General features: G+C 61.0%; 9 protein-coding genes. 3 read left to right on the top strand and 6 right to left on the bottom strand.

The window, feature by feature from the left end; genetic code table 11:
* Both AACY44_RS22890 and AACY44_RS22885 read right to left on the bottom strand, forming a co-directional pair.
* A partial coding sequence (locus tag AACY44_RS22890) for a TerC family protein (RefSeq protein WP_445261932.1) occupies positions 1-442 on the bottom strand: 442 nt, incomplete at its 3' end.
* Positions 443-483: 41 nt separating this feature from the next.
* Positions 484-735, bottom strand: a complete 252-nt coding sequence (locus AACY44_RS22885) for a hypothetical protein (protein ID WP_339420101.1) — start codon at positions 733-735, stop codon at positions 484-486.
* 134 nt (positions 736-869) lie between these two features.
* On the opposite strand from AACY44_RS22885, the gene nhaR reads away from it, so the two are divergent.
* Positions 870-1,772, top strand: a complete 903-nt coding sequence (gene nhaR, locus AACY44_RS22880) for a transcriptional activator NhaR (RefSeq protein ID WP_339420099.1) — start codon at positions 870-872, stop codon at positions 1,770-1,772.
* A 4-nt stretch (positions 1,773-1,776) separates the two neighbouring features.
* Here nhaR and AACY44_RS22875 read toward each other — a convergent pair whose 3' ends face one another.
* Positions 1,777-2,934, bottom strand: coding sequence for an MFS transporter (locus AACY44_RS22875; protein ID WP_339420097.1), 1,158 nt, complete (start codon positions 2,932-2,934; stop codon positions 1,777-1,779).
* Between the two features lie 239 nt (positions 2,935-3,173).
* On the opposite strand from AACY44_RS22875, the gene sstT reads away from it, so the two are divergent.
* Positions 3,174-4,394: a serine/threonine transporter SstT gene (gene sstT / locus AACY44_RS22870; RefSeq protein WP_339420096.1), complete on the top strand. Its 1,221-nt coding sequence runs from the start codon at positions 3,174-3,176 to the stop codon at positions 4,392-4,394.
* Positions 4,395-4,455: 61 nt separating this feature from the next.
* Here sstT and AACY44_RS22865 read toward each other — a convergent pair whose 3' ends face one another.
* Positions 4,456-4,965 (bottom strand): DUF1993 domain-containing protein, encoded by a 510-nt coding sequence (locus tag AACY44_RS22865; RefSeq protein ID WP_339420094.1) that lies wholly within the window; start codon positions 4,963-4,965, stop codon positions 4,456-4,458.
* 115 nt (positions 4,966-5,080) lie between these two features.
* Here AACY44_RS22865 and AACY44_RS22860 point away from each other — a divergent pair, with 115 nt between their 5' ends.
* Complete coding sequence (locus tag AACY44_RS22860; protein ID WP_339420092.1) at positions 5,081-5,728, top strand: YceH family protein; 648 nt, start codon at positions 5,081-5,083, stop codon at positions 5,726-5,728.
* Between the two features lie 34 nt (positions 5,729-5,762).
* Here the strand turns inward: AACY44_RS22860 and AACY44_RS22855 are convergent, their stop codons facing one another.
* Complete coding sequence (locus AACY44_RS22855) at positions 5,763-6,569, bottom strand: sulfite exporter TauE/SafE family protein (protein WP_339428168.1); 807 nt, start codon at positions 6,567-6,569, stop codon at positions 5,763-5,765.
* On the bottom strand, positions 6,570-7,814 hold the full coding sequence (locus AACY44_RS22850) for an NAD(P)/FAD-dependent oxidoreductase (protein WP_339420088.1): 1,245 nt from the start codon (positions 7,812-7,814) through the stop codon (positions 6,570-6,572).
* Between the last annotated feature and the right edge of the window lie 2 nt (positions 7,815-7,816).

Here is a 7,816-nt window from a genome sequence, read left to right as displayed (position 1 = left end):
CGATGTTTACCACCATGTAAAGCAAATGTTTCTGCGCGATGGCCGGGGATAAACCGTTGTCTAGCGTTTTGCCGACGCTGGCGTTCTCTTGGGGTTCGGGGTCCTTGCTGTTATGGATCTCGGTGGTCGCCTTCCACACCAGGAACAGGCCACCGGCGATCAGGATCATGTCCTTCCACGAGAACCCCTGGCCGAGTACTTCGAATACCGGCGTGGTCAGTTGCACGATAAACGCGATGGTGCTCAACAGGCCCAGGCGCAATATCAACGCCATGCTGATACCAATGCGCCGTGCCTTGGCCCGATGCTTCTGCGGCAGCTTGTTGGTGAGGATCGAGATAAAGATCAGGTTATCGATGCCAAGCACGATTTCCATGACGATCAAGGTGGCCAGGGCAACCCAGGCGGTGGGGCTGGCAGCCAGCTGTAACAGGTAATCCATAGGTCAGTCCTGACGTTGTACGGGAAATTAAGTGCGGGCAGTTAGGCTTCTTTACTGTTCGATTCTGATGCTTTCTCTTCCTGATCATCCTTCTTCTGCGGGGTGATCAGGCCGTTTGTCGCTTCACTCAATGCCTGTTCGGCGGCTTTGTGGGTGTCATCGATCGCTTGCTTGGCCGACTCGGTAGCCTTGCCCAACACTTGCTGGGCGCTTTTTTCGACCTGATCGCAACCGCTGATCACTACCAATGAAAGCGCAAGCAACGATGCCGCGCCCAGAAAATTGAGTTTCATGACGTATTCCTCGTTAGAACCATTGGGTCCAAATAGTGGCCCCGCGATAGCGAGGCATTCTATGCAGGAGAACAGTTCAGGAAAATTCGTATTTTCCCCGCGTATACTTCGCTTTTTACGAAGTGATGGGCGCCATGCTCAATTACCGACAACTGCACTACTTCTGGGTGGTGGCCAAGACTGGCAGCATCGTGCGCGCCTGTGAGCAGCTTAACCTCACGCCCCAGACCATCAGCGGGCAGATCAGCCTGCTTGAGCAGACCTTTGGTGTCGCGCTGTTTCAGCGCGTCGGTCGCCAGTTGGAGCTGACTGAAGCCGGGCGCCAGGCTTTGCCGTATGCCGAGCAGATGTTCCAGACCGGTAATGAATTGGAAGCCATGCTGCGCGCACAACCCGACGAACAACAGATCCAGTTTCGCGTCGGGGTGGCGGACGTGGTGCCCAAATCCATCGTCTACCGGCTGATCGCGCCGACCATGGAGCTGAGCGAGCCGATCCGCATCACGTGCCGCGAGGACAAACTCGAACGCCTGCTGGCTGACCTGGCGATCCAGCGCCTGGACTTGGTGATTTCCGACAGCCCCATGCCGACGCACCTGGATATCAAAGGCTACAGCCAGAAGCTGGGAGAATGTGGCATCAGTTTTTTCGCCACCCAAGCCTTGGCTGACAGATATAGCGGCGACTTCCCACACTGCCTGCATGGCGCACCACTATTGATTCCAGGTGCGGAAACCGTCGTGCGCAGCCGTTTGCAGCGCTGGTTTGCCGAGCAACAGATTCAACCACGGATCATCGGTGAATTCGATGACAGCGCCTTGATGCAGGCGTTTGGCCAGTCCGGCAGCGGCATCTTCATCGCCCCCAGCGTGATCGCCGATGAGGTGGTGCGCCAGTACGGCGTTGCACTGATTGGCCAGACCGTGGCGGTGACCGAGTCCTTCTACGCGATCTCGGTGGAACGCAAGGTCAAGCACCCCGGCATCGTGGCGATTACCGAAGGTGCTCGGCGGGAGTTGTTTACCCCCCCGTCCTGACGGATCAGGCGTTGGAGGCGACCGGTTGCTTGGCGGTCATCAGCCACAATGCCAGCAGGATCGACACCAGGATAAACCCGGACGCCGCAAAACCCAGGCTGCCCAGGCCGAGTGTGTCGATCACATGGCCGCCGACCAGCGCCCCCAGGCCGATCCCCAGATTGGCCCCGGCAATATTCAGCGACGCAGCAAACGCAGGCGCATGGGGCGCGGCTTTCATCAGTCGTACATGGCTGACCAGGAACATCGCCGCCTGGGTCACGCCCCACACCGCCATCGCCGCCGCCAGGCCGACGGTGGAGTGAATCGCCGGCACCAGTGCCACCATGCCGGCGATCATGAAGCCGCAGAACAGCATGGACGCGATCAACGGATGGCGATCCACCGCGCGCCCACCCAACGAATTGCCAATCAAACCGACCGCGCCAAAGCCCATCAAGCACCAGCCCACCAACGTGCCATCGAACCCGGCCAGGCGCTCAAGGATGTCTGCCAGGTAGGTGTAAGCGGTGAACATGCCGCTGAACACCAGGATCGACAGCAGGATATGGCCCTGCATCAGCGGGTTGCGCAGGATCTTGAATTGCGAGCGCAACGTCACTTCATCGTGCTTCGGCGCCGTCACTGGCAGGTAGATAAACAACAACAAGGCCTTGGCCACCGCCACCACCGCAAGAATGGCAAACGCGCTGCGCCAGCCGAACATGTCGGAAATCAGCGTGCCCACCGGAATGCCGAACACCGTGGCGCAGACGATACCGAAGCCAATCTTCTCGATGGCGCGCCCAGCGAACTCGGGGCCGACGATGTCCACCGCCGTTTCGCTGGCGAGCGCCCAGAACACCGGCAAACCCAGCGCCGGAATCAACCGCGCCACCGCCATCACCCAGATGTTCGGTGCCAGTGCCGCCACGGTATTGGCCACGCCAAACATGATCAAAATGCTGATAAACAGCCGCTTGCGTGGGAAACGCGCGCAATAGGCCGTCAGAAACGGGCCGAACGCCGCCACGGTGAACGCAAACAACGTCACCAGCAGCCCGGCCTGGGACACGCTGACATTCAGGTCGCGGGCGATGGACGGCAATAGGCCGACGATGACGAATTCTGTGGTCAGCACAGTAAAGCCAGCGGCCGACAGGAGCAGAATGGGAAACAGCATGAAAACTCCAGAAACAACGACATCAACGACAACCCGGAGGGCTCGCTGAAGGATAGGAAACGTGAGAGGCCGGAATCTTAACAGAGTCTGTCGGGCTGGGCGAAAACCGAAGAACGCGGGTGACGGAATGCCGCACCGGCAGGGACATTTCCTACAGCATGCTAGACTCCGCGCCTGCTTCCTACACCCTCCCTGCTTGCAATGCTGCGCCCCACTAAAAAAACTAGAGACAACTGCTTATGACTGCTGCCCCTTCCCTCCTGCAACGACTAGCGCGCGTCAGCCTGGTCACGCAAATCGTCATTGGCCTGATCGCGGGCATTCTGCTGGCCTTGCTGCTGCCCGAGGCGGCGAAAGCCACCGGGTTTATCGGCAAGATGTTCGTCGCGGCGCTCAAGGCTGTTGCACCGATCCTGGTGTTTGTGCTGGTGATGGCGTCGATCGCCAACCACAAGCATGGCCAGGAAACCCATATCAAACCGATTCTGTTCCTGTACCTGCTGGGCACGTTTGCCGCTGCAGTGGTGGCCGTGATCGCCAGCACACTGTTCCCCTCGCCACTGGTACTCGCCACCCACGATGCGACGCTCAGTGCCCCAGGTGGTATTGGCGAGGTGTTGCAAGGCTTGTTGCTGAGTGTGGTGGACAACCCGATCAGCGCACTGATGAATGCCAACTTTATCGGCATCCTGGCCTGGGCCATCGGCATGGGCATTGCCATTCGCCATGCGGGCGAAACCACCCGCACGGTGCTGGATGACTTGTCCAACGGGGTCACGCTGATTGTGCGTGTAGTGATCCGCTTTGCGCCGCTGGGCATTTTCGGCCTGGTGGCCTCGACCCTGGCCACTTCCGGTTTTGGCGCCCTGCTCGGCTATGCCCACCTGCTGGTGGTGCTGATCGGTTGCATGCTGTTTGTGGCGCTGGTGATCAACCCGGCCATCGTGTTCTGGAAACTGCGTCGCAACCCTTACCCGCTGGTGCTGCTGTGCCTGCGTGAAAGCGGGATCACCGCGTTCTTCACCCGCAGCTCGGCAGCGAATATCCCGGTCAACCTGGCGTTGAGCAAGCGCCTGGGCCTGCATGAAGACACTTACTCGGTGTCGATCCCGCTCGGTGCCACCATCAACATGGCCGGTGCCGCGACCACCATCACCGTGCTGACCCTGGCCGCCGTGCACACCTTGGGCATTGCCGTCGACCTGCCTACCGCAGTGCTGCTCAGCGTGGTTGCAGCCATCTGCGCCTGCGGCGCATCCGGGGTCGCGGGCGGTTCGCTGCTGTTGATCCCGCTGGCGTGCAGCCTGTTTGGCATTCCCAGTGAAATCGCGATGCAGGTAGTGGCCGTAGGCTTCATCATCGGCGTGCTGCAGGATTCGGCGGAAACAGCGCTCAACTCCTCTACCGACGTGCTGTTCACCGCAGCTGCATGCCTGGGCAAAGAAGAACAACCGGCTTAAACGCCGCGCATAAAAAAACCGGGGCGGTTCTTGAATGAACCGCCCCGGTTTTTTTTGGTGTTTAGAACGCGCCCATGTAGTCGCGCTTGCCCACGTCCACACCGTTATGACGCAGCAAAGCGTAAGCGGTGGTGACGTGGAAGAAGAACTGCGGCAGGCCGTAGGTCAGCAGGTAGGACTGGCCGCTGAAGCGCTTCTCTTTAGGCGTGCCTGGGCGAGTGATGATCTCGATGCCTTCCTTGCCGTCGATTTGCTCAGGCTTAAGGGTGTCGACAAACGCCAGGACCTTGGCGATCAGCGCTTGCAGGTCGGCGAAGGTGACTTCGGTATCTTCATATTTCGGCACTTCGATCTCGGCCAGGCGTGCGGACACGCCCTTGGCGAAGTCGACGGCGATCTGCACCTGGCGCACCAGCTGGAACATGTCCGGGAACAGGCGCGCTTGCAGCAAGGCGTTCGGCTCGATGTTCTTGGCGGTGGCGTGGGCTTCGGCTTTGGTCAGCACGCCGCTCAGGGCGGTGAGCATTTGCTTGAAGACTGGGATGGAAGCGGCGTACAGGGAAATAGTCATGGCAGTCTCGCAGTAATGGCAGGATTGGAACCAGCGGCGATTATAGCCATGCCCATCGCTTGTCTTTTATTTTTTCAGGATTAGGCTAGGCAGTTCACTGCATAGGGAAAGCGCGATGACCGCCGAGCACGACACCGACACCCCTGAGCCGCGCCTGAACAGCACGGAAATCCGCGTCTTGGGCTGCCTGATCGAAAAACAGGCGACCAACCCGGAAACCTATCCCCTGACCCTCAATGCCCTGGTCCTGGCCTGTAACCAGAAGACCAGCCGCGAGCCGGTGATGAACCTGAGCCAGGGCCAGGTCGGTCAAAGCCTGCGCGCGCTGGAAGGCCAAGGGTTTACCCGCCTGGTGATGGGCAGCCGCGCCGACCGCTGGGAGCATCGCGTGGACAAGGCGCTGGAATTGGTGCCGGCCCAGGTGATCCTGACCGGGCTGCTGTTTTTGCGCGGGCCGCAGACCGTCAATGAACTGCTGACCCGCAGCGGACGCATGCATGATTTCGAAGATGCCGAACAGGTGGTGCATCAACTTGAGCGCCTGATTGCGCGAGGGCTGGCGGTGTTGGTGCCGCGTCAGGCGGGCCAGCGCGAAGATCGCTACACCCATGCGCTGGGCGATCCGGCCGATATCGAATTGATACTCGCGGCGCGTGGCAGTCCGGTGGAGCGCGGGGCTGGGGTTTCGGTAGACCGCCTTGAAGAACTTGAAGCGCGGATCGCGGCGCTTGAAGAGCGGCTGGCTCAGTTGGAACAGGGCTGACGGCATCCTTGTGGCGAGTTCCCTCGCCACCGTTTCAGATCAAGGCGTTAAATAGCATGCCTGCGGCCACCAATACGCACAGGCTGGCAAACCCGACCTGCAAGGCGCGCGCAGGGATTACCGAACACAGGCGTCGACCCGCCAACATGCCGACGATGCTGGCGCCGATAAATACCCAGCCCACCGGCTCGATGCGCACCCCCGCATGAAACGCGCCAGCAACACCGACCAGCGAGAGCAGGCTGATCACCATCAGAGAGGTGGCGACAATTCCGCGCATCTGCACATCGGTCAGTTGCTTGAACGCCGGCACGATGAGGAAGCCGCCGCCCACGCCGAGCAAGCCCGATACAGCCCCTGTCACCGCGCCGAGGGCGGCCAGGGTCGCGCTGCATTTGGCGGTCCAGGCGAAGCGCCCGGTCTGCTGGTTGAGCATGCAGTTCTTCTGGCCCCAGGAGGCGGTACCATGGTCACTCGGCCCGGCGTCGCGCTTTTCGCGCTGCAACATGCGCCAGGCCACCAGCAGCATCAACGCGCTGAACAGGCCCATCAACACCGCTTCCGCCAACTGGTGGGCGAGGAACACCCCCACTGGCGAAAAAAGCGCGCCAAGCAAGGCGATCAGCAACGCGGCGCGGTAGCGCACCAAGCCATGGCGCAAACCGTCGATCGCCCCCACCGCTGCCGCCGCGCCGACGGCAAGCAACGACACCGGCGCAGCCTGGGTCATGCTCATGCCCAAGCCCAGCACCAGCGCCGGCACGCCAAGGATGCCGCCACCCGCGCCCGTCAGGCCCATGACCAAGCCCATCAATAATCCCAACACACTGGCCAGCAGCATTCAGTCCACCTTGCTAAGACGGGTCAGCCACTCGCGGCCCTTGAGCATGCCGTTCCAGTAGAACCACGGCAGCAAGGTGGCCTTGAGGAACCACATCGAACGTCGGGCCTGGGTCGGGTCCAGGGGGAAGGTCGGCAGCAACTTGCCGCCGTAGCCGAACTCGGCGAGCACCACCTTGCCCTTCTCCACCGTCAACGGGCACGAACCGTAACCGTCGTACTTGAGCGGCAGCGCCGCCTGCTTGCGCAGGGCCAGCAGATTCTCGGCGACCACCACGATCTGCTTGCGCACGGCGGCGGCGGTCTTGGCGTTGGTGGTGCCACAGACATCACCCAGGCCGAAGATGTGCGGGTAGCGCAGGTGTTGCAGGCTATGGGGGTTCACTTCGCACCAGCCGGCAGCGTCAGCCAATGGACTTTGTCTGATGAAATCCGGGGACACCTGCGGTGGGACCACGTGCAGCAAGTCGAAGGATTTTTCTTCAACGCTGACACTGCCTTCGGCGTCTTTCACTTCGAACCAGGCCTTGCGGGCCGGGCCGTCGACTTTCACCAGGTTGGCGTTGAACGCCAGGCGGGCGTTGTATTTTTCCACGTACTTCATCAACGGTGGCACAAAGGTCGCCACACCAAACAGTGCTGCACCGGCCAGGTTGAATTCAACGTCGATGTTTTTCAGAGTGCCCTGTTTTAGCCAGTGATCGCAGGACAGGTACATGGCCTTTTGCGGCGCACCCGCGCATTTGATCGGCATGGCCGGCTGGGTGAAGATCGCCTTGCCGCCCTTGAGTTGCTGCACCAGCTGCCAGGTATAGGCAGCGTGCTCGTAGCTGTAGTTGGACGTCACGCCATGCTGGCCGAGGGTGTCCTGCAGCCCTTCGACTTTTTCCCAGGCCAGGCGCAGGCCGGGGCAGACGATCAGGTTGTTCCAGCTGACGCGCTGGCCGCTGTCGAGGACCAGGGTTTGCTCGTCCGGCAGCAGTTCGGTGACGGCGGCTTGCACCCAGGTGACGCCATTGGGCAGTACGTCGGCCAGTGGCCGGCGGGTCTTTTTGACGTCGTATGCGCCGCCGCCGACCAACGTCCAGGCAGGCTGGTAGCAATGGTATTCACTCGGTTCGATCAGGGTGATATTCAGCTGGGGGTCGCGCTTGAGCAGGCTGGCCACCAGGCCGATGCCCGCCGAGCCGCCGCCGATGACAACGATATCGCCACTGATGGTTGGGCCCCAGTGTTGTTCGGTCATGG

The organism is Pseudomonas sp. RA_15y_Pfl1_P11 (assembly GCF_963970975.1).
Lineage (GTDB): Bacteria > Pseudomonadota > Gammaproteobacteria > Pseudomonadales > Pseudomonadaceae > Aquipseudomonas > Aquipseudomonas tritici.
Note: the sequence above shows the minus strand (reverse complement) of the source record. Positions and strands in the feature narration are given on the sequence as shown.

What these genes read in the sequence shown, in the direction of transcription:
- sstT (WP_339420096.1), top strand. Translation starts at nt 3,174, where the DNA reads ATGACTGCTGCCCCTTCCCTCCTGCAACGACTAGCGCGCGTCAGCCTG.
- AACY44_RS22855 (WP_339428168.1), bottom strand. Translation starts at nt 6,569, where the DNA reads ATGCTGCTGGCCAGTGTGTTGGGATTATTGATGGGCTTGGTCATGGGC.
- AACY44_RS22885 (WP_339420101.1), bottom strand. Translation starts at nt 735, where the DNA reads ATGAAACTCAATTTTCTGGGCGCGGCATCGTTGCTTGCGCTTTCATTG.
- AACY44_RS22860 (WP_339420092.1), top strand. Translation starts at nt 5,081, where the DNA reads ATGACCGCCGAGCACGACACCGACACCCCTGAGCCGCGCCTGAACAGC.
- AACY44_RS22865 (WP_339420094.1), bottom strand. Translation starts at nt 4,965, where the DNA reads ATGACTATTTCCCTGTACGCCGCTTCCATCCCAGTCTTCAAGCAAATG.
- AACY44_RS22850 (WP_339420088.1), bottom strand. Translation starts at nt 7,814, where the DNA reads ATGACCGAACAACACTGGGGCCCAACCATCAGTGGCGATATCGTTGTC.
- nhaR (WP_339420099.1), top strand. Translation starts at nt 870, where the DNA reads ATGCTCAATTACCGACAACTGCACTACTTCTGGGTGGTGGCCAAGACT.
- AACY44_RS22875 (WP_339420097.1), bottom strand. Translation starts at nt 2,934, where the DNA reads ATGCTGTTTCCCATTCTGCTCCTGTCGGCCGCTGGCTTTACTGTGCTG.